General features: G+C 71.7%; 14 protein-coding genes. 6 read left to right on the top strand and 8 right to left on the bottom strand.

From position 1 onward, the window contains the following. Nucleotide 1 precedes the first annotated feature (1 nt). Together F6W97_RS20015 and F6W97_RS20010 are read left to right on the top strand one after the other, a co-directional pair. The gene (locus F6W97_RS20015) at nt 2–1,030 is read left to right on the top strand and encodes an ATP-binding cassette domain-containing protein (RefSeq protein WP_155371986.1); all 1,029 of its coding nucleotides are present in this window, start codon (nt 2–4) and stop codon (nt 1,028–1,030) included. Next, on the top strand, nt 1,027–2,001 hold the full coding sequence (locus F6W97_RS20010; RefSeq protein ID WP_155371985.1) for an ABC transporter permease subunit: 975 nt from the start codon (nt 1,027–1,029) through the stop codon (nt 1,999–2,001). The genes F6W97_RS20015 and F6W97_RS20010 overlap by 4 nt, the downstream gene beginning before the upstream one ends. A gap of 44 nt (nt 2,002–2,045) precedes the next feature. Here F6W97_RS20010 and F6W97_RS20005 read toward each other — a convergent pair whose 3' ends face one another. Further along, nucleotides 2,046–3,236 (bottom strand): ROK family transcriptional regulator, encoded by a 1,191-nt coding sequence (locus F6W97_RS20005; RefSeq protein WP_155371984.1) that lies wholly within the window; start codon nt 3,234–3,236, stop codon nt 2,046–2,048. A gap of 203 nt (nt 3,237–3,439) precedes the next feature. Here F6W97_RS20005 and F6W97_RS20000 point away from each other — a divergent pair, with 203 nt between their 5' ends. Together F6W97_RS20000 and F6W97_RS19995 are read left to right on the top strand one after the other, a co-directional pair. Continuing rightward, nucleotides 3,440–4,888, top strand: a complete 1,449-nt coding sequence (locus F6W97_RS20000; protein WP_155371983.1) for a glycoside hydrolase family 3 protein — start codon at nt 3,440–3,442, stop codon at nt 4,886–4,888. Between the two features lie 102 nt (nt 4,889–4,990). Next, complete coding sequence (locus F6W97_RS19995) at nt 4,991–5,548, top strand: NAD(P)H-dependent oxidoreductase (RefSeq protein WP_230686828.1); 558 nt, start codon at nt 4,991–4,993, stop codon at nt 5,546–5,548. Between the two features lie 58 nt (nt 5,549–5,606). On the opposite strand, the gene F6W97_RS19990 is transcribed toward F6W97_RS19995, so the two are convergent. Beyond that, entirely contained in the window at nt 5,607–10,628 is a 5,022-nt protein-coding gene (locus tag F6W97_RS19990) for an NAD-glutamate dehydrogenase (RefSeq protein WP_155371981.1), read from the bottom strand. Between the two features lie 201 nt (nt 10,629–10,829). Between F6W97_RS19990 and F6W97_RS19985 the strand changes: the two genes are divergently transcribed. Further along, nucleotides 10,830–12,758: a penicillin-binding transpeptidase domain-containing protein gene (locus F6W97_RS19985; RefSeq protein ID WP_155371980.1), complete on the top strand. Its 1,929-nt coding sequence runs from the start codon at nt 10,830–10,832 to the stop codon at nt 12,756–12,758. 136 nt (nt 12,759–12,894) lie between these two features. Continuing rightward, complete coding sequence (locus F6W97_RS19980) at nt 12,895–13,869, top strand: tetratricopeptide repeat protein (protein ID WP_155371979.1); 975 nt, start codon at nt 12,895–12,897, stop codon at nt 13,867–13,869. 100 nt (nt 13,870–13,969) lie between these two features. Here F6W97_RS19980 and F6W97_RS41285 read toward each other — a convergent pair whose 3' ends face one another. The 6 genes from F6W97_RS41285 to F6W97_RS19955 all read right to left on the bottom strand — a co-directional run bounded on the left by F6W97_RS41285 (nt 13,970) and on the right by F6W97_RS19955 (nt 18,983). Next, on the bottom strand, nt 13,970–14,098 hold the full coding sequence (locus F6W97_RS41285) for a hypothetical protein (RefSeq protein WP_269059702.1): 129 nt from the start codon (nt 14,096–14,098) through the stop codon (nt 13,970–13,972). Nucleotides 14,099–14,165: 67 nt separating this feature from the next. Beyond that, a complete protein-coding gene (locus F6W97_RS19975) occupies nt 14,166–14,594 on the bottom strand; it encodes a hypothetical protein (RefSeq protein WP_155371978.1) in 429 nt (142 codons plus the stop codon). Continuing rightward, nucleotides 14,587–14,943, bottom strand: coding sequence for a hypothetical protein (locus F6W97_RS19970; protein WP_155371977.1), 357 nt, complete (start codon nt 14,941–14,943; stop codon nt 14,587–14,589). Before F6W97_RS19970 ends, F6W97_RS19975 begins: the two co-directional genes overlap by 8 nt. A gap of 199 nt (nt 14,944–15,142) precedes the next feature. Then, nucleotides 15,143–16,123: an arginase family protein gene (locus F6W97_RS19965; protein ID WP_155371976.1), complete on the bottom strand. Its 981-nt coding sequence runs from the start codon at nt 16,121–16,123 to the stop codon at nt 15,143–15,145. Nucleotides 16,124–16,215: 92 nt separating this feature from the next. Further along, nucleotides 16,216–17,157: a tetratricopeptide repeat protein gene (locus F6W97_RS19960; RefSeq protein ID WP_155371975.1), complete on the bottom strand. Its 942-nt coding sequence runs from the start codon at nt 17,155–17,157 to the stop codon at nt 16,216–16,218. A 152-nt stretch (nt 17,158–17,309) separates the two neighbouring features. Next, on the bottom strand, nt 17,310–18,983 hold the full coding sequence (locus F6W97_RS19955; protein WP_155371974.1) for an acyl-CoA mutase large subunit family protein: 1,674 nt from the start codon (nt 18,981–18,983) through the stop codon (nt 17,310–17,312). Nucleotides 18,984–19,179: the final 196 nt, after the last annotated feature.

Genomic DNA, 19,179 nt, shown 5'->3' with positions numbered 1-19,179 from the left:
TGTGACCGCCGTGATCGAGATCAGCGGGTTGTGCAAGACGTTCCACAGCCTGTGGCGCGAGGAGAAGACAGCCCTCGACGGCTTCGACATGCACGTCGAGAAGGGCCAGGTCCACGGCTTCCTCGGCCCCAACGGCTCGGGCAAGACCACCACCCTGCGCACCCTGCTCGGCCTGCTGCGGCCCGACGAGGGCGTGATGCGCATCCTCGACACGCCCAGCGCCCGGTTCGGCGACGTGGCGCACCGGGTCGGCGCGATCGTGGAGAGCCCGGCGTTCTTCACCCCGTTCAGCGGCCGCAAGACGCTTCAGCTGCTGGCCACCGCGGGTGGGCTGCCCAAGGGGCGGGTGGACGAGGCGCTGACCACCGTCGGGCTGCGCGACCGCGCGGACGAGCCGGTCAAGGTGTACTCGCTCGGCATGCGCCAGCGGCTCGCCGTCGCCTCCGCCCTGCTCAAACGGCCGGAACTGCTCATTCTGGACGAGCCCGCGAACGGGCTGGACCCGTCCGGCATCCACGCCATGCGCACGCTGATGAGCGACCTGGCCGCGCAGGGCGTCACGGTGCTGCTGTCCAGCCACCTGCTGTCCGAGATCGAGCAGGTCTGCGACTCGGTCACCATCATCGACCGGGGCCGCCGGGTCGCCCACGGCCCGGTGTCGGTGGTGCTGGCCGGTCACGACACCGGCGAGCACCTGGTGCGGGTCGCCGACGTCGAGCAGGCCGCGCGGTTGCTGCGGGCGGCCGGGGCGAGTGTGCGGGTCGCCGACGGCGTGCTGTTCGTGGGCGGCGTCAGCGGCCCGGCCGCGATCAGCGAGACCCTCGGCCGGGCCGGGCTCTGGCTGACCGAGCTGACCCCGCTCACCCCCGACCTGGAGAGCGTCTTCCTGGATCTCACCGGCACCCGGCCCGCCCCGGACGCGCCGCCGCAGATAGCCGTGCCGACCCGCCGCCAGCCGCCCGCGGGCAGTTTCATCGACCTCGACGTGCGGGGATCCGACGTGAGCGTGGGAAGCGAGGAGCGGGCATGAACCTGGTACGTGCCGAGGTGAGCCGGCTGCTGTCGCGGCGGTTCACGCTCATCATGGTGATCGGCCTGCTCGCCGTGTTCGGCGTCACCGCCGCGACGACGCTGGCCAACTCGACCCGGCCCAGCGACGGGACCTGGGCGGCGGCGCAGAAGTCCGCCGCGGAGCGGCGCGAGAGCCTCGTCAGGTTCAAGGCGAACTGCGAGGCGGCGTTCCGGGACGACAAGGAGAGCGCCGAGGCGATGTTCGCCGACGGCTGCGACGCCGCGGGCGACCCGGCCGACATCAAGGCCGCGCCCTACCTTGAGGACGCGTTCGTGTTCGACCAGGAGATCCGGGGCCTGACCGTGTTCCTGGCGGTGTATCTCAGCTTCTTCGCCTTCGTGGTCGCCGCGTCGTTCATCGGGGCCGAGATGAGCAGCGGCGGCATCACCAACCTGCTGCTGTGGCGGCCGCAGCGCTCGGCGATCCTCGGGGCCAAGCTGGCCGCGCTGACCGGCTGCGTGGCGCTCTTCTCCATCCTTTTCACGGCGCTCTACGTGGGCACGTTCTACCTGATCGCGTACACCTCGGGCTGGCCCGGTGACACGGGAGTGGCCTTCTGGGGCGACCTCGCCGCGCTGAGCTGGCGCGCCGTCGCCCTGTCGACGGCCGGTGCGGCGTGCGCTTTCGCGCTGGCCACGCTGGCCCGGCACACCGCGGCTGCGCTGGGCATCGCAGTCGGCTACTTCCTGATCTGGGAGGCGGGCGCGCGCATCGTCTTCGAGATCGGCGGCATGCTGCCGTACGACCCGTACTTCCTGTCCAGCTATCTGTCCGCGTTCATCACCGGCGACCTGACGTACTGGCACGGCCTCGACGGCACGGGCGACCTGGTGATCACCCGGCTCAGCGGCGGCATGGTCGTGGCAGGTCTGACCGCCGCCCTGCTGGCCGCCGCGTTCGCCAACTTCCGCCGCCGCGACCTGGCCTGATGCTTGCCGGACCCCCGCCCGATCCCGTCGGGCGGGGGCTCGGATCAGTCGACGGTGGAGCCGAAGACCTCGTCGCGGACCGCGTCGAGGGCGGTGAGCAGCGCGCCCTGGAGCACGGGTTCGTCGGCGACGCCGGTCACCACGACCCGCGGGGCGACCGGGCTGATCGCGGCTACCTCGTGCTGCACGCGCTCGGCGAGCGGGGTGCCGCCTGCCGCGCCGACCTCGCCGGCGAGCACGACCAGCGGCGGGTCGAGCACGATGCAGGAGGCCGCCACGCCCAGCGCGAGCCGCCGGGCCACCTCGTCGAGCACCGGGCCGCCCTTGGTGCCGGCCGCGATCGCGGCCTTGACCGCCTCGGCCGCGGTGCCGGCCCGGAAGCCGTGCTCGCGGGCCACCTGGCGGACCGCGTCCGCCCCGGCGACCTGCTGGAAGGCGCCCTTGCCGCGCCGGCTGACCTCGCGCGGGATGTCCGCGCCGGGCACCGGCAGGTAGCCGATCTCACCGGCCGCCCCGGCGGTGCCTCGGTGCAGCCGGCCGCCGAGCATCACGGCCAGACCGACGCCCTGGCCGATCCAGACGAGCAGGAAGTCGCCCACCTCGCGGGCCGCGCCGTGGTGCGACTCGGCGACCGCGGCGAGGTTCACGTCGTTCTCGAACACGATGGTGGTGTGCAGGTCGTCGCGCAGGGCCGCGGCGAGGCCGCGCTGCCAGCGGGGCAGGTTGAAGGCGAAGACGATGTCGCCGGTGTTCGGGTCGACCAGGCCGGGGGTGCCCAGCACGATGCGGCGTACGTCGCCGAGCTGCGCGCCGGCCTGCTCGGCCGCCTGGACGACGGCGTTGTGCACCAGCCGGACCGGGTCCTCACCGCCGCCGTTGGCGTCGGGCTTGGTGGACACCTCGACCCGGCCCACCACCGCCCCGGTGATGTCGGCGCAGGCGGCCACCACGTGCTCGTCGCCCACCTCGACACCCACCACGTACGCGCTGTTCGGGGCGACGTTGTAGAGCTGCGCGTTGGGCCCGCGGCCGCCCGCCTGCTCGCCGACCCGGCGCACCAGGCCGCGCTCCTCCAGCCGCTCGACCAGCTGGGAGGCGGTGACCTTGGACAGCCCGGTCAGCTCGCCGAGCTGGGAACGGGTGAGCGGGCCCCGGGCCAGCAGCAGCTCGAGCGCGGCCCGGTCATTGAGCGCGCGGAGCAGCCGGGGGGTGCCGGGTTGGGAAACTGCGGCCATGGTGCGTCATCCTAGAGTTCGGCATGCAGCACCGGGTGTCGGCGCGCCGCTGGCTTTTAGTAAAGTTTCTTATTAGATTGGGTTACCTTAACCAGTACGGCCGTAGCCTACGGCCTACGCGCACAAAACCACTATGGATGGCAAGACCCGACCACACTGGCCGAAGGGCCCACCACCAAAGTCGGGTCGAAGCGGAGGACACCGTGACCACTGATCCAGGTCTGCGCCGGCTGGCACTGCGCACCATGCTCGCCGCGTTCGAGGGCCACACCGCCCCCGAGTGGGCCACCGGCCTGCTCGGCGAGGGCCTGGCCGGCTACACGCTGTTCGGGTTCAACGTCGCCGACCCGGCGCAGCTCGCCGGGCTGACCGCACAGCTGCGGGCCGCGCGCCGGGACACCCTGATCGCCATCGACGAGGAGGGCGGCGACGTCACCCGGCTGGCCCACCGCACCGGCAGCCCGTACCCGGGCAACGCGGCGCTGGGCGCGATCGGCGACCTCGACCTGACCCGCCGGGTGTACCACTCCATCGGGCGGGAGCTGGCCGACGTCGGCATCAACCTGAACCTCGCGCCGACCGTCGACGTCAACACCGCGACCGACAACCCGGTCATCGGCACCCGGTCGTTCGGCGCGGACCCGGTCCGGGTCGCCGCGCACGCCGCCGCGGCCGTGGTCGGCCTCCAGCAGGCCGGGGTGGCCGCCTGCGCCAAGCACTTCCCCGGGCACGGCGCGACCATCGCCGACTCCCACCTCGAACTGCCCACCGTCGACGTGACGCCGCAGCTGCTGCGCGACCGCGAGCTGCCCCCGTTCGCGGCCGTCATCGCGGCGGGCACCAAGGCGATCATGACGGCGCACATCCGGGTGCCCGCCATCACCGGCGACGACCCGGCCACCTTCAGCGAGACGCTGCTGGTCGACGTGCTGCGCCGGGAGTACGGCTTCACCGGCACCGTGGTCACCGACGCGCTGGAGATGCAGGGCGCTGCCCGCGCCGCGGGCGGCATCGGCCCGGCCGCCGTACGGGCCCTGGCAGCCGGGGCGGACCTGCTGTGCCTCGGCGCGGACATCGACCTGGAGATCACCGAGCGGGTGGCCGCCGCCATCGCCGGCGCGCTGGCCGACGGCACGCTGCCGGTCGCTCGGGTCGAGCAGGCGGTCGCCCGCAACCAGGCGCTGGCCGCGTGGACGCACGGGATCGAGGAGATCGAGCTCAGCCCGCGGCTGGGCTACGACGCGGCACGGCGAGCGGTGAGCGTCGAGGGCAGCCTGACCGGGTTCGAGCAGCCGTTCGTCGTACAGCTGCGGGCCGGGCACACCATCGCCGAGGGCGCCGTGCCGTGGGGCCTGTCGCCGCACCTCGACGGCACCCCGCAGCTGGCCGTGGCCGCCGACGAGACCAGCGCCGGAGCACTGATCGACGCCGCCGCCGGACGTCCCATCGTGCTCGTCGGACGGCACACCCACCGCAACCCGGCCGCCCGGTCCCTGGCCGAGCAGCTCGCCGCGGTGCACCCGCTGGCTGTCGTGGAGATGGGCTGGCCCGCCGGCTGGCGGCCGAGCGGCGTGAAGGCCTTCGTCACCACGTACGGCGCGAGCCACGCCAACGGCCGCGCCGCCGCCGAGATCCTGGGCCTCGCCTCGTAACGGGCGTCACTCCGGTCTGGACTGACGGCCGACCCGATGGCAGTATTCATGCTCACGCATCTAATGCGTGAGCATGAATCGTTTCCGACAGGAGAACCCGCCGTGCCGCACGACCCCAGCACCTACCTCTTCCTGCTCGCCGGGGCGCGAGAGGGCGGCAACACCGAGACGCTGGCCCGCGCCGCGGCGGCCGAGCTCCCCGCGCACGCCGCCCAGACCTGGCTGGACCTGCGAGAGCTGCCGCTGGCCCCGTTCGCCGACATCCGGCACGCCGGCGACGGCGTCTACCCCCAGCCCGAAGGCGCGGAGAAGATCCTGCTCGACGCCACCCTGGCCGCCGACCACCTCGTCATCGCCTCCCCGCTGTACTGGTACAGCGTCTCCGCCTCGGCCAAGCTCTACCTCGACTACTGGTCGGGCTGGCTGCGCGTCCCCGGCGCCGACTTCAAGGCCCGCATGCGCGGCAAGACCCTCTCGGCCGTCACCACCATCAGCTCCACCGACCGCACCACCGCCGACCCCCTGCTCGGCACCCTGCGCCTGTCAGCGCGCTACCTCGGCATGCACTGGGGCGGCGCACTCATCGGCTACGGCAACCGCCCCGGCGACATCTCTGCCGACGCCGAAGCCCTGACCCGCGCCAAAACCTTCCTCGCCTGACCACGCCCCCACACCCTCACCCCCGCACCCCGCGCCCCAAGATCGTCGCGGTGGAGGGTTACGCGGCGGCGGTGCGGACCAGGGTGCGGATCTGGCGGAGGAGGACGGAGAGGGGGGCCAGGTCGGCCTTGATGCCCTCGAGTTCGCTGATGGATTTGCGGGCCTGGGCGATGGTGGCGGCGTTGTGCTGCTCCCATTGGGTGACCCGGTCCTGGGCGGGGGCGGCCGGGGTGGCCGCGAGGACCTCGCCGGTCAGGGCGGCCAGGGCTGCGTAGAGGTCGTAGCGCAGGGCCATGCGGGCCAGGGTCTGCCAGCGGTCGTCGCGCGGGAGCTGGGAGATCTTCGTCAGCAGCTCGTCGACGCGGAAGCGTTCGGACAGGACGAAGTAGACGCCGGCCACCTCGTCGAGGTCGTGGCCGGTGGACGAGGCCACCTCGACGATGTCCAGCAGGGCGAAGCTGTACAGGGTGCGGGCGCCCCACTCGGCCAGGTCCTGGGGTGCGCCCAGGGCCACCAGCTCGGCCTCGTGCTCGGCGATGCCCTCGCGCTCCGCGCCCAGGAACATCTCCTTCATGCGCGGGGCCAGCGCGGACACGCCGGGCTTGAGCTTCGCGATCTCGCCGGGCACGTCCAGTGGCGAGCGCCGGTTCTGGATCAGCCAGCGCACCGCCCGGTCCATGAGCCGCCGGGCCTTCAGGTAGACCGCGGTCTGGGCTGCGGTCGGCACGACGTTGTCGGTCGCCTCGACGGCCGCCCACAGCGCGGGCAGCTCGAAGACCTCCCACACGATCTCGAAGGCGCGCAGCACGTCCGCGGCGGACGCGCCCGTCTCCTCGACCGTACGGTGCACGAACGTGATGCCGCCCCGGTTGACGGTCTCGTTGACCAGCACCGTGGTGACGATCTCGCGGCGCAGCCGGTGCTCGGCCATCTGCTGGGTCATGCCGTGCAGCGGCGTCGGGAAGTAGTCGGCCATGGTCTGGGCCGTCCACGCGTCGTCGGGGAGATCCGAGTGGACGATCTCCTCCTCCAGCACGATCTTCACGTACGCCATGAGCACGGCGAACTCGGGCGTGGACAGGCCCTCGCCGTTCTCCGAGCGGGCCGCCAGCTCCTCGTCGCCGGGCAGGCCCTCCAGGGCCCGGTCCAGCCGGCCGGAGCGCTCCAGCTCGGTGATGAGGCGGCGGTGCACGGGCAGCAGGGACAGCGTCTGCGCGCGGGCGTTGCCCAGCGCCGTGGCCTGGCCGTAGTTGTCGCGCAGCACGAGGGCGGCGACCTCGTCGGTCATCGAGGCCAGCAGCTCGTTGCGGGCGTCGCGGCCCAGCTCCGGGTCCGCGCCCAGCAGGATCTTGATGTTGACCTCGTGGTCGGAGCAGTCCACCCCGGCCGTGTTGTCGATGAAGTCGGTGAAGATCCGGCCGCCCGCGCCCTGTGCGCCGCGGCGCGCGTACTCGATGCGCCCGGCCTGGGTCAGGCCCAGGTTGCCGCCCTCGCCGACGACCCTGGCGCGCAGGTGCCCGCCGTTGACCCGGATCGCGTCGTTGGCCTTGTCGCCGACCTCGGCATGCGACTCCGTGGTGGCCTTGACGTAGGTGCCGATGCCGCCGTTCCACAGCAGGTCGACCGGGGCGAGCAGGATCGCCTTCATCAGCTCGGCCGGGCTCATCGCGGTGACCGTGTCGGCCAGGCCGAGCACGGCCCGGACCTGCGGGGTGACCGGGATGGACTTGGCGGTGCGCGGGTGCACGCCGCCGCCCGCGGAGATCAGCTCCGGGTTGTAGTCGGCCCACGAGCTGCGCGGCAGGGCGAACATCCGGGCCCGCTCGGCGAACGAGGCGGCCGCGTCGGGGTCCGGGTCGAGGAAGATGTGCCGGTGGTCGAACGCGGCCACCAGGCGGATGTGCTCGGACAGCAGCATGCCGTTGCCGAACACGTCGCCGGACATGTCGCCGACGCCGACCACGGTGAAGTCCTCGGTCTGCGTGTCGCGGCCCAGGTCGCGGAAGTGCCGCTTGACCGACTCCCACGCGCCGCGGGCGGTGATGCCCATGCCCTTGTGGTCGTAGCCGGCCGAGCCGCCCGAGGCGAACGCGTCGCCCAGCCAGAACCCGTACGAGGCGGAGATCTCGTTGGCGATGTCCGAGAACGTCGCGGTGCCCTTGTCCGCGGCGACGACCAGGTACGGGTCGTCGCCGTCGTGGCGCACCACGTCCACCGGCGGGACGATCTTGCCGGCGTCGAGGTTGTCGGTGATGTCGAGCAGCGCCGAGATGAAGCGCTTGTAGCAGGCCACACCCTCGGCCTGCAGCGCGTCGCGGTCGCCCGCGGCGGGAGCCTGCTTGAGCACGAAGCCGCCCTTGGCCCCCACCGGCACGATCACCGCGTTCTTGACCATCTGCGCCTTGACCAGGCCCAGCACCTCGGTGCGGAAGTCGTCGCGGCGGTCCGACCAGCGCAGCCCGCCCCGGGCCACCGCGCCGAAGCGCAGGTGCACACCCTCGAAGCGGGGCGAGTACACGAAGATCTCGAACTTGGGCCGCGGGGCCGGCAGGTCCGGGATGGCCTGCGGGTCCAGCTTGAACGCGATGTAGGACTTGGGCCGCCCGTCGGCCGCCTTCTGGAAGAAGGAGGTACGCAGCGTGGCCTGCATCAGGGTCAGGAAGTTGCGCAGGATGCGGTCCTGGTCCAGGCTCGCCACCGACTCCAGCTGGCGGCCGATCGCCGAGATCAGCTCCTTGGCCTGGCTGCTGCGCTCGGTGTCGGACAGCTGCAGGCTCGGGTTGAACCGGGTCTCGAACAGCGCCACCAGCATCGCCGCGATCTGCGGGTACGCCGTGAAGGTGGCCTCCATCGACTCCTGCGCGAAGACGGTGCCGGCCTGGCGCAGGTACTTCGCGTACGCCCGCAGCACCACGGCCTGCCGCCAGGTCAGGCCCGCGCGCAGCACCAGCTCGTTGAAGCCGTCGACCTCGGCCTCGCCCCGCCACGCGGCGGCGAAGGCGTTCTCCACGTGCGCGCGCACCTCGGCCAGGTCCCGCGCCCCGGCGGGCAGCTGCAGGCCGAAGTCGTACACGAACACGGTCGCGTCGTCGCGGCGCACCTCGTACGGCCGCTCGTCGGTGACCCGCACACCCAGCGAGTGCAGCACCGGCAGCACCGCCGACAGCAGCATCGGCTCGCCGTGCCGGTACACCTTGAACCGCACGTCGTTGCCGGGCGTGGTGGCCTCGACGACGCTGCCCGAACCTGCCGTGAAGCGCCGCCGGAACAGGTGCATCTCCAGCTGACCGGGCTCGTCCAGCAGCTCCAGCTTGGCCAGGTCCTGCGCGCCCTCGTAGGGCAGGTGCCCGTCCTTGTAGGTCTCCGGCAGCGCGTCGGTGTACCGCGCCGCCAGCAGCCGGGCCTGCTCGTCGCCGACCTTGCGCTCCAGCACCAGCCGGAAGTCGTCGTCCCAGTTGCGGGTGGCGTCGCCCAGCATCTCGGCCAACGCGTCGGCATCCACGTCACCGGGCGGGTCGTTCGGGTCGGTGCGCACGATGAAGTGGATCCGGGCCAGGTTGGACTCGCTGACCCGGGTGGTGTAGTCGACGCCGATGCCGTTCAGCTCGCGCAGCAGGATGTCCTGCATGGCCAGCCGGTGCGCGGTGGTGAACCGGTCCCGCGGCAGGTAGATCAGGCAGGAGATGAACCGGCCGTAGCCGTCGCGGCGCAGGAACAGCCGCAACTGGCGGCGTCCGGCCATTCTGAGCACCCCGGTCACGGCCTGGTACAGGTCGTCGGTGCTGATCTGGAACAGCTCGTCGCGCGGGTAGGTCTCCAGGATCTCCAGCAGGTCCTTGCCGGAGTGGCTGCGCGCGGACAGGCCGGAGCGGTCCAGCACGTTGTCCACCTTGCGGCGGATCACCGGCAGATCCCGCACGCTGGTGCGGTACGCCGCCGACGAGAACAGGCCGAGGAAGCGGCGCTCGCCGCTGACGTTGCCGTCCGCGTCGAACATCTTGAAGCCGATGTAGTCCAGGTAGGCCGAGCGGTGCACGGTGGCCCGCGAGTTCGCCTTGGTGATCACCAGCAGGCGCTTCTCCAGCGCCTTGTGCTGCGCCTCGGGCGTCATCGACTCCAGGGTGCGGGCCGTGGAGGACGCGTCGTCGCGCAGGATGCCCAGCCCTGTGCCGGGCACGGCCCGCATCAGGTCGGTCTCGTTGCCGGCCGCGCCGGGCACGTGGACCAGCTCGTACTCGCGGTAGCCGAGGAAGGTGAAGTGGTGGTCGGCCAGCCAGCGCAGCAGCTCCACCGAGTCGGTGAGGTCGCGGTCGGGCACCGGCAGCTCGGCCCCGGAGATCTCGTCGGCCAGCGCCAGCGCCTGCGCCCGCATGCGCGGCCAGTCCTCGACCGCCCGGCGCACGTCGCCCAGCACCCGCTCCAGGTCGGCCCGCAGGTGCGCCAGCTCCGCCTCGTCGCGGATCGCGCCGACCTCGATCCGCATCCAGCTCTCGACCAGGTCGCCGGGAATGGCGTCGTCCGGCTCGACGTCGGCGCAGACCTCGGTCAGGTCGCCCTGCTCGTCGCGGCGCACCACCATCACCGGGTGCACCAGCAGCTGCACGTCCTTGCGGGCGGACAGCGCCGCGGTGACCGAGTCGACCAGGAACGGCATGTCGTCGGTGACCAGCTCCACGACGGTGTGGCGCGGTTCACCCGACAGGGACAGGCGCAGCTTCAGTTCGCCCGGCATCCGGGAGGCGGCCAGCTCGCGGTGCGCGCGGGCGGCCTCGACCAGGCGGGCCGGGGTGAGGTCGACGAGTTCCTCGTCCGGGGCGAAGCGCCAGTACCGCTGTACCAGCTGGGCTTCGGCGAGCCGGTCGTCGGCCAGGCTCGGGGTGTCGGGGCTGCCCCCGGCGGCCAGCGCGACCGCGGCCGCGATCAGGCGCTCGCCGTTGGGCAGGGGCTCGTCGAGATCGGCGTCGTCCAGGTCGTCCGGATGTGCCTGCGGCACCCCTTCGTTCCTGATGGTGTCGCCGCTCGCACCGGCTTCGACCTCGGCCGAAGCGCTGCCGCCGACCGTTGCGCCGCCAGACTCCATGAAAAGCACTCCCCTTCGCCCACCGCGCTGTGGGTCGTTGGTGGGACGGGCCGTTGCAGGGGCCGTCCCGTCGTCAACCCCAGCCTAGCCAGCACCCCCGGCCAGGCACTCGTTCGGGGGCCGCCGACATCGCGCCCCGTCAGTCCGGTGCCGGACAGCGCTGGTGTCACACGGCTGGTGCCGTTGCGGCAGAATGCCCGCATGGCTCTGCGCTCGAAGGTACGCCGTCCCAAGATTGTCCTCTCTCTGGTGGCGATGTCGCTGCTGTTCCCCGCACTTGCCGCCTGCTCGAAGGACGACGGCCCCGAGACGATGCTCGACGCGTTCCTGGCCGGCTGGCGCTCGGGGACCTTCGACAAGGTCACGTTCGTCAGCCCGACCGGCCAGGGTGTCGCCGTCGACGCAGTCAAGACCGAGCTGCGCGCCCTGGAGGGTGTCTTCCGCGACACTCCCCCGACGCTGACCAGGCAGGACCCGGCGGTGAGCCAGAACCTGGCGACCACCCAGATCAAGGTCGCCCAGCCGTTGCCGGACAAGACCAACTGGGAGTACACCACCACGGTCCGGATGACCAAGGCCAAGGACACCTGGCAGGTCATCTGGGAGCCCGCCATCGTGCACGAGAAGCTGACCAAGGGCGACGAGCTGGCCGTACGCCGGCTGGCCCCGGCCCGCGCCGGTGTCTTCGACGGCACCGGCGCCGAGATCGTCAAGTCCCGGCCGGTCGTCGTCATCGGCATCGAGCCGCAGAAGGTCAAGGACATCGACACGCTGGTCAAGGACCTGACCGAGATCTTCACCTCGGGGGCGTACGACGTCAGCAAGGACGACCTGGCCAAGCTGCCCGCCCGGGTGAAGGACGCCAAGCCGGACGCGCTGGTCGAGATCGTGACCCTGCGCCGCGAGATCTACGAGCCGATCCGCGACCGCCTGCGGGCGCAGATGGACAAGGGTGTGTCGTTCCGCGAGGAGGAGTGGCTGCTCTCGCCGACCCGCACGTTCGCGCGGGCGCTGCTCGGCACGGTCGGGCCGGTCACCAAAGAGATCATGGACAGCAAGCCCGGCGCCTACCAGGTGGGCGACCAGGCCGGTCTCGGCGGCATCCAGCGCAGCTACGACGACCGGCTGCGCGGCACCGCCGGGCTGAGCGTGGTCTCCAGCCGCAAGGCCACCGACGGCACCGTCCAGGACACCCCGCTCTACACGGTGGAGGACAAGGACGGTCAGAAGCTCCAGCTCACCATCGAGGAGAAGAGCCAGATCGCGGCCGAGAAGGCGCTCGCCACGGTCAAGCAGCGCAGCGCCATGGTGGCGATCCGGGTCAGCGACGGCAAGATCGTCGCGGTGGCCAACAGCGGGGCGGACAACCTCGCCTTCACCGCCCAGGTGCCGCCGGGCTCGACCTTCAAGGCCGTGTCCGCGTACGGCCTGCTCGACGCCGGCAAGGTCACCGCGAACCAGGTCGTGCCGTGCCCGAAGTTCTTCACCGTCGAGGGCCGCCAGTTCAAGAACTCGAACTTCCTGGAACTGGGCAACGTCCCCTTCCACACGGACTTCGCCAAGTCCTGCAACACGGCGTTCGCCTCGCTGGCCCCGCAGCTGGGCCCGGACGGCCTGATCAGCGCCGGCAACGCCCTCGGCCTGGGCCAGACCTGGGACCTGGGCGTGCCCGCCTTCACCGGCCGCGTCTCCACCGGCGGCAGCGCCACCGAACTCGCCGCGGCCTCCTTCGGCCAGGGCCAGACCATCGTCAGCCCCGTCGCCATGGCCGGCGTCGCCGCCGCCATCGCCCGCGGCCAGTGGAAGCAGCCCATCCTGCTGCTCGACCCGGTCCCGGCCAAGCCCGCCGCCGACGGCCCCGCCCTCAAGCCCACCACCGTCGACCCGCTGCGGGCCATGATGCGCGAGGTCGTCACCGTCGGCACCGCCACCGCCCTGAAGGACGCCCCCGGCGGCGCCGTCTACGGCAAGACCGGCACCGCCGAGTACGACGACAACCCCGCGCACACCCACGCCTGGTTCATCGGCTGGCAGGGCGACATCGCCTTCGCCGTCTTCGTCGAGAACGGCATCAAGCCCAGCGAAACCGCCGTCCCCGTGACCGAGTCCTTCCTCCGCAACCTCCGCTGACCCCCAACCTCAACGATCTTGCACGAACGGTGGGTACGACACACTCGTACCGGACGAAACAGCAACCGTTCGTGCAAGATCGTCGCGATCTTCGGGGGTCAGCGGGATCCGCGGGCGGCGGTTAGGGTCGCGGGGCATGTGGCCGTTTCGCAAGAAGGTGAGGGCGGCTCCTGAGGAGTCCCCGCCCGAGATCACGATCGACCCGTTCCTCGGCGATGCCGACGCCCGGCGGCTGAGCATGCACCTGGGCAACCGTGACTGGGCAGCCGCCCGCGCCATCGTCATGAACCCCGATCCGGTGCTGCACGGGTACTACGCCGGCATCGCCTCGACGAAGTCCGGGTTGATGGAGTGGATCGACGACGCCGTCCGCTCCGACCCCGACCCGACCGTGCCGCTGCTGGTCAAGGGCCTCGCGGCGATCAGCTGGGCCTGGGACGCCCGGGGCAGCGGTTACGCGTCCAGCGTCACGGAGGAGGGCTGGAAGCTGTTCCGGCAGCGGCTCGTGCTCGCCGAGAACTGCCTGGACGAGGTCCTCGACCGGGACCCTGGGAACGTCAAGGCGCTCGCCGGTCTGATCACCCTCGCCAGCGCCCGCTCCAAAGGGCTGGCCGAGATCCAGCGGCGGTTCGACGCGGTGATCGCGATCGACCCGACCAACGAGAGCGCCCACGCGACGATGCTGCAGGCGGTGTGCCGCAAGTGGAGCGGCAGCTCCGAGCTGATGTTCCGGTTCGCCCGTGAGCGGGCTGCCGCTTTCCCCGGCACGGGTCTGCCCGGCCTGATCGCGGAGGCGCACATCGAGGAGTGGCTCTCCCGCAAGAAGGAAGACGAATACCTGGAGCAGCGCGAAGTCGGCGACGAGCTGGTGGCGGCCGCCGAGAGCTCGATCTGGCATCCGGACTACCGCCGGACCCCGAACACGCCCTACGTCTGGAACGCGTTCGCCATGGCGTTCGCGCTGGGTGACCACTTCACCGAAGCCGAACGCTGTTTCGCCCTCATCGGGGACGCCTTCGTCACCGACGACCCGTGGTACTACCACGGCAAGGCCGAGCGGTCCTTCGTGAAGCTGCGTGACTACACCCGTTACCACCTCGCCGAAGCCTGACCGGCGCGGGCGGTCCGCCGCCGTGTCCCCCGGGCCGTTTCAGACGGTCCGCCGGGACGCGGCGGCACCGGTCGAAGTAGCCGCGCAGCTGGCGGCGACGTCAGCGGCCGGGCAACCGCGCGGTGAGTGCGAACAGGCACACGAGGGCGCCCGGCAGGGCGACGACACCGGGTTCGGCCAGTGCGGCCACTGCGGCGCCGGGCACCGCGGCGAGCCCGGCGCGCAGCACGATCGGATGCCGCAGAGGGCGCCCGGGGTCGTCACGTCCCCCGCTCCACCCGACGAATCGGCGCAGCCTAGCGGACGGTCGAGTCCTCCGTCACGGCCCCCGTCGCGGCCTGCTGCGGGCGGCGCAGCCAGATCAGGCCGAGCACCGGCAGCACGAGCGGCAGGTAGCCGTAGCCCTCGCCGAAACCGGACCACACCGTGGCGTCCGGGAAGTCCTGCGGCTGGAGCACGCTGAGCGTGCCGACGGCGAGCACGCCGATCAGCTCGACGGTGAAGCAGGCCTGCGCCAGGCGGCGGCCACCCGCGTCACCGCGCACCAGGCCGACCGTGGCGACGATGTAGAGCACCGCGGCCAGCGCGCTGAGCAGGTACGAGACCGGAGCCTCACCGAACTTCATGATGATCTGCACACCAGCCCGGCAGGTCGCGGCGACGGCGAACAGGCCGTACACGAAGACGAGAACCCGGCCCAGGCCGGTGTTCACGGGCCTAGGCACCGAACACCTGGCCGATGCGCAGCACGAGCACGGGCACGATGAGCGCGGCCACCCCGATGATCACGCTGCCGAAGCGGGTGGGCTCCATCTTGCCGACGATCCAGGCGCCCGCGGGCAGGAGCAGCATCGTCAGGGCGTACCCCAGGAAGGTGGTGGTCTCCCGCGGCGAGTGACCGCCGATCCAGCTCGCCACGGCGGCGCCGACCAGCACCACGGCGGCGATGCTGACGATCACGGTGCCGATCAGCTGCACGCGGTCCGGAGCGCGGTTGAGCGCGGCCGCCAGCAACGCGACGGCGGCCAGCAGCAGGGCGACGACGGTCGTCGCGGTGGAGAGCACAGCGGGCATGCGGCCACAGTATCCGCCGAGGCCGTCCCCTCCGCGCGCACCTCCGCGCGAGTTAGCCCACACCACCGCCGGCACCTGCCGCCGATGCTGATCACGCAGCGCGGCAGACCGCCGCTCTCCCCACGATCATGAAGTTGTGGCGACGCCACGCCGCCGACCCGTGCCATAAGTTCATGATCAACGCGGAGGTGTCGCGTGGTCAGGCAGCGGTGCGTTTCTCGGTGGCGGTGCGAGGGCTGGGGACGCGGGGGGCGCGGGTGGGGCGTTTGGGGGGCATCAACGGGGCCAGACCGGCGACCAGGGTGCTGACCAGCTCGGCGGCGTGGCGGCCGTCGGGGTCGTGGTCGGGGTCGAAGACGGTCAGCTCCATGCCGAGGCAGTCGGGGGTGTTGACCAGGCCGGTGAGCAGGAGTTCGAGTTCGGTCAGGGCGATGCCGCCGGGCTCGGGGGCGTCGACGGCGGGCATGACCGCGGGGTCGAGCACGTCCACGTCGATGTGCACCCAGAAGCCGGCGCAGTCGGCCAGGCGCTCGCGGGCCCACTGGGCGGTGCGGCGGGCGCCCTCGGCGCGCACCGCGGTGGCCGGGCGGGTCGCGAAACCGGCGGCCTGCAGGTCGAGGCGGTACTCGTCGTGCTCGCGGATGCCGAGCACGACCACGTCGGTGTCGCGGAAGTAGGGGCGGCGGCCCTCGATCCCGGCCAGCTCGGTCTGGCCCCGGCCGGTGACCAGGGCGAGGTCCTCGCCCGCGGCCGCGCCGACGTACGGGGCGTTGCCCGGGTGGCGGAAGTCGGAGTGCCCGTCCACGAAGACCAGCCCGATCCGGCCGCCGACCTCCTCGCCGAGCCGCCGCATGGCCAGCGCCGAACCCAGCAGGATCGAGCAGTCACCGCCCAGCACCAGCGGGAACTCCCCACCGTCGACGATCGCGCCGATCCGCTCGGCCAGCCGCACGCTGTACGAGTGGATCTGCAGCGCGTGCGCCACCCCGTCGCCCGGCCGCCAGTCACCGGGGTCGTAGCGGGGCGGGGTGACGCAGCCGGCGTCGCGCGCGTCGAGCCGGGTCAGCAGCTTCTTGTCACGCAGCGCGCCCGGCGCCTTGGCGCAGCCGGGCACGGAGGTCTCGGTCGGCGGGCGCAGGCCCAGGTTCGACGGCGCGTCGAGAACCGCGATGCGGCGCATAACCCCTTCTCCCCCCTGGCCTCATGCACGCTGGTGGGGAGTGCCCGGCGGCCCGCCGTACAGGCGGGCCGTCCGGGACGGGCCACGAGCGGTTAGAACAAAGCGCTGGCCAGGGCACGCCGCGCGGCCGCCACCGCGGGATCGTCCGGGCCGGCGACGGCGAACAGCGACACGAGGTGCTGGCGCACCGTCTCCCGATCGTCACCGTAGACGCGGCGCACCAGATTGACCAGCCGCTGATACGCCTGCTCTGCCTGACCGGCCAGCACCTCGACGTCGGCCGCCCGCAGTTGCGCGGCCATGTCGTCGGGTGCGGCGTCGGCGGCGGCGACCGCGGCCTGCGGGTCCACCCCGGTGACCCGCTTGGCCAGCACGACTTGGGCCAGGCCGGCCTCGGCCGCGGCGTCCTTCGGCGAATCCGAAAGGATCTTGCGGTACGCCTTCTCGGCCTCGTCCAGGTTGCCCATGATCAGGGCCTCGTCGGCCTCTTCCAGGCGCGGGTCCTCGGGCAAGGCCACGTCGACCCCGCCGGCCCGCAGCACGGCGTCCAGCCACTGGCGCAGCTGGGCCGGCGGCACGGGCCCGGCGAACGCGTCGATCGGCTGCCCGCCCACGACGGCATACACGGTGGGCACGCTCTGCACCCGGAACATGGCGGCCAGCCGCGGATCGGCCTGCGCGTTCACCCGGGCGAGCACCCAGGTGCCGCCGTCGGCGGCGTTGAACTGCGCCAGCGCGTCGGCGAGCTGGTCCACCTCGGGGTAGCCCGGAGCGAGGAAGGCCACCACCACAGGGGTGGTCATCGACTTCTGCAGGACCTCGTCCTGCACGTTGGCCTCGGTCACGTCCACCACGTGACCGCCCCCCGCGGGCGCACCGGGGAAGCCGCCGTTACCACCGTTGCCGGGACCGGCCGAGGTCGTCGTGGACGCGGCCGGGGTCGCCGCGGGCGCCTGCTGACTGCGCGCGGCCAGCGCGCCGAGATCCACCGCGCCACGCGTGAAGATCGACTGTCCGGGTCGGAGATCGCTCATGGTTACCCAGTCTCCCACGCCGGTGACAATCCCCCCGCCAAGGTCCCGCCCCACCCATAGATCACGACGATCTTGCGTGAACTGTTGCCCTTTTGCCCGGTACGAGTGTGTCGTACCCACAGTTCACGCAAGATCGTCGCCTCGGTCGGGGGTTAGAAGCGCGCGGGTTCGCGGTAGACGCCCCATTCGGCGCGGAGGGCGTCGCAGATTTCGCCGAGGGTGGCTTCGGCACGGCAGGCGTCGAGCATGGCGGGGACCATGTTGGCCTCGGTGCGGGAGACGTCGACCATCTTCTTGATGGCGGCGTCGACGGCGGCCTGGTCGCGGTCGGTGCGGCGGGCCTGGAGCATCTTGACCTGCTCGCGCTCGACCTCGTGGGAGACCCGCATGATCTCCAGGTCCTTGGCGATGGTGCCGGTGTGGCAGTTGACGCCGACGATGCGCTTCTGGCCTTCTTCAAGCGCGCGCTGGTAGGTGTAGGCGGAGTCGGCGATCGCGGAGGTGAACCAGCCGTCCTCGATGCCGCGCAGGATGCCGCTGGTGATGGTGCCGTCGGTGCCGCGTTCCTTGATGCGCTGGAAGATCGCCTCGGCCTCGGCCTCGATCTTGTCGGTGAGGGCCTCGACGTACCAGGAGCCGCCCAGCGGGTCGGCCACGTTGACGACGCCGGTCTCCTCCAGGAGCACCTGCTGGGTGCGCAGGGCGATCTCGGCGGACTCGTCGGTGGGCAGCGCGAGGGTCTCGTCCAGGGCGTTGGTGTGCAGCGAGTTGGTGCCGCCGAGGATGGCCGACAGCGCCTCGACGGCGGTGCGCACCACGTTGTTGACGGGCTGCTGGGCGGTCAGCGAGACGCCGGCGGTCTGCGTGTGGAAGCGCAGCCACTGGGCCTTCTCGCTGGTCGCGCCGTACACGTCGCGCATCCAGCGGGCCCAGATGCGGCGGGCGGCGCGGAACTTCGCGATCTCCTCGAAGAAGTCGACGTGCGCGTCGAAGAAGAAGCTCAGGCCGGGGGCGAAGACGTTGACGTCCAGGCCGCGGGACAGGCCCAGCTCGACGTAGCCGAAGCCGTCGGCCAGCGTGTACGCCAGCTCCTGCGCGGCCGTCGCACCCGCCTCGCGGATGTGGTATCCCGACACCGACAGCGGCTTGTACTTCGGGATCTCGTGCGCGCAGTACTCCATCAGGTCGCCGATGAGGCGCAGGTGCGGCTCGGGGTCGAACAGCCACTCCTTCTGCGCGATGTACTCCTTGAAGATGTCGGTCTGCAGGGTGCCGTCGAGCTTGCTCAGGTCGGCGCCCTGGCGCTCGGCGGCGACCAGGTACATGCAGAACACCGGCACCGCGGGGCCGGAGATGGTCATCGAGGTGGTGACCTTCTGCAGGTCGATGCCGCCGAACAGCACGTCCATGTCGGCGGCCGAGTCGATGGCGACGCCGCAGTGGCCGACCTCGCCCAGCGAGCGGCCGTCGTCGGAGTCGCGGCCCATCAGGGTGGGCATGTCGAAGGCGACGGACAGGCCGCCGCCGCCCGCGCCGAGGATCAGCTTGTAGCGCTCGTTGGTCTGCACCGCGTTGCCGAACCCGGCGAACTGGCGGATGGTCCAGGTGCGGCCCCGGTAGCCGGTCGGGTACAGGCCGCGGGTGAACGGGAACTCACCGGGCCAGCCGATGCGCTCGAAGCCCGGGTACGCGACGCCCTCGGCCGGGCCGTAGAGCGGCTCGACCTCGACCCCGCTGAGCGTGGTGAAGTCCGCATGGCGTTTGTGCGCCTTGTCGTACCGCTGCTGCCAACGCTCGCGACCGGCGGCGATCTCGTTCGCGTCCACGTTTCCTCCCGGGGTCTGATACCTGGATCACAGGATTTCGAGCACAGCGTAGCCCGATTGCCTGAACGATCGCTCAGCCAGTCGCTACCCGCCGGTCACTTGCCGAACCGCAGCTCCCTACGCATGATCAGGTCACCGCCCGTTCCGCTGCGGTTTACTTGGAGCGGGCCGTCCTGTTATCTTCTGGCCCACTATG

This window comes from Catellatospora vulcania (assembly GCF_009720385.1).
Lineage (GTDB): Bacteria > Actinomycetota > Actinomycetes > Mycobacteriales > Micromonosporaceae > Catellatospora > Catellatospora vulcania.
This window is presented reverse-complemented; position numbering and strand designations above follow the sequence as displayed.

Bases quoted from the DNA above. Each gene is read 5' to 3' on its own strand.
- F6W97_RS20010 (WP_155371985.1), top strand. From the start codon at position 1,027: ATGAACCTGGTACGTGCCGAGGTGAGCCGGCTGCTGTCGCGGCGGTTC.
- F6W97_RS20005 (WP_155371984.1), bottom strand. From the start codon at position 3,236: ATGGCCGCAGTTTCCCAACCCGGCACCCCCCGGCTGCTCCGCGCGCTC.
- F6W97_RS19990 (WP_155371981.1), bottom strand. From the start codon at position 10,628: ATGGAGTCTGGCGGCGCAACGGTCGGCGGCAGCGCTTCGGCCGAGGTC.
- F6W97_RS19985 (WP_155371980.1), top strand. From the start codon at position 10,830: ATGGCTCTGCGCTCGAAGGTACGCCGTCCCAAGATTGTCCTCTCTCTG.
- F6W97_RS19980 (WP_155371979.1), top strand. From the start codon at position 12,895: ATGTGGCCGTTTCGCAAGAAGGTGAGGGCGGCTCCTGAGGAGTCCCCG.
- F6W97_RS19970 (WP_155371977.1), bottom strand. From the start codon at position 14,943: ATGCCCGCTGTGCTCTCCACCGCGACGACCGTCGTCGCCCTGCTGCTG.
- F6W97_RS19965 (WP_155371976.1), bottom strand. From the start codon at position 16,123: ATGCGCCGCATCGCGGTTCTCGACGCGCCGTCGAACCTGGGCCTGCGC.
- F6W97_RS19960 (WP_155371975.1), bottom strand. From the start codon at position 17,157: ATGAGCGATCTCCGACCCGGACAGTCGATCTTCACGCGTGGCGCGGTG.